The organism is Rhizobium sp. PEPV16 (assembly GCF_008919455.1).
Lineage (GTDB): Bacteria > Pseudomonadota > Alphaproteobacteria > Rhizobiales > Rhizobiaceae > Rhizobium > Rhizobium leguminosarum_Q.
Genome location: NZ_VSZV01000042.1, coordinates 391 through 1425, shown reverse-complemented (window position 1 = coordinate 1425; position 1035 = coordinate 391). Strand labels below are relative to the sequence as shown.

Sequence of the window (1035 nt, the reverse complement as noted above, 5' to 3'; positions counted from 1 at the left end):
TCCAAGGACATGGGCCCGATCGAGAGCTATCTGTCGATCGAGGAGGTGATCCGCGTTGCTAAACTCTCCGGCGCCGATGCAATCCATCCCGGCTATGGCCTGCTGTCGGAAAGCCCCGAATTCGTCGATGCCTGCAACAAGGCCGGCATCATCTTCATCGGCCCGAAGGCCGATACGATGCGCCAGCTCGGCAACAAGGTCGCAGCGCGCAACCTGGCGATCTCGGTCGGCGTGCCTGTGGTCCCGGCCACCGGGCCCTTGCCCGAGGACATGGCCGAAGTGGCGAAGATGGCGGACGGGATCGGCTATCCCGTCATGCTGAAGGCGTCCTGGGGCGGCGGCGGGCGCGGCATGCGCGCGATCCGCGATCCAAAGGATCTCGCCCGCGAGGTGACGGAAGCCAAACGCGAGGCGATGGCGGCCTTCGGCAAGGACGAGGTCTATCTGGAAAAGCTCGTCGAGCGCGCCCGGCACGTCGAAAGCCAGGTGCTCGGCGATACGCACGGCAATGTCGTGCATCTCTTCGAGCGTGACTGCTCGATCCAGCGCCGCAACCAGAAAGTCGTCGAGCGCGCCCCGGCGCCATACCTAAGTTGGGAGCAGCGCCGTGAGCTGGCTTCCTACTCCGTCAGAATTGCACAGGCGACCAATTACATCGGCGCCGGCACTGTCGAATATCTGATGGATGCCGACACCGGCAACTTCTACTTCATCGAGGTCAATCCGCGCATCCAGGTCGAGCATACGGTGACCGAAGTCGTCACTGGTGTCGATATCGTCAAAGCGCAGATCCACATCCTAGACGGGCATGAAATTGGCAGCGATGAAAGTGGAGTGCCGAGGCAAGAGGACATCCGTCTCAACGGCCATGCTCTGCAGTGCCGTATCACTACCGAGGACCCGGAACAGAATTTCATTCCAGACTATGGGCGGATCACGGCTTACCGCCAAGCGTCTGGATTTGGAATTCGGTTGGACGGAGGAACCGCATACGCCGGGGGTATTGTCACCAGGTACTTTGATCCGCTGTTAGAG

Annotated in this window: 1 protein-coding gene; it reads left to right on the top strand. The window is 61.2% G+C overall.

Going from position 1 to position 1035, the window contains the following annotated elements; all coding sequences use genetic code 11:
• A partial coding sequence (locus FY112_RS00315; protein WP_151517349.1) for a biotin carboxylase N-terminal domain-containing protein occupies window positions 1–1035 on the top strand: 1035 nt, incomplete at both ends.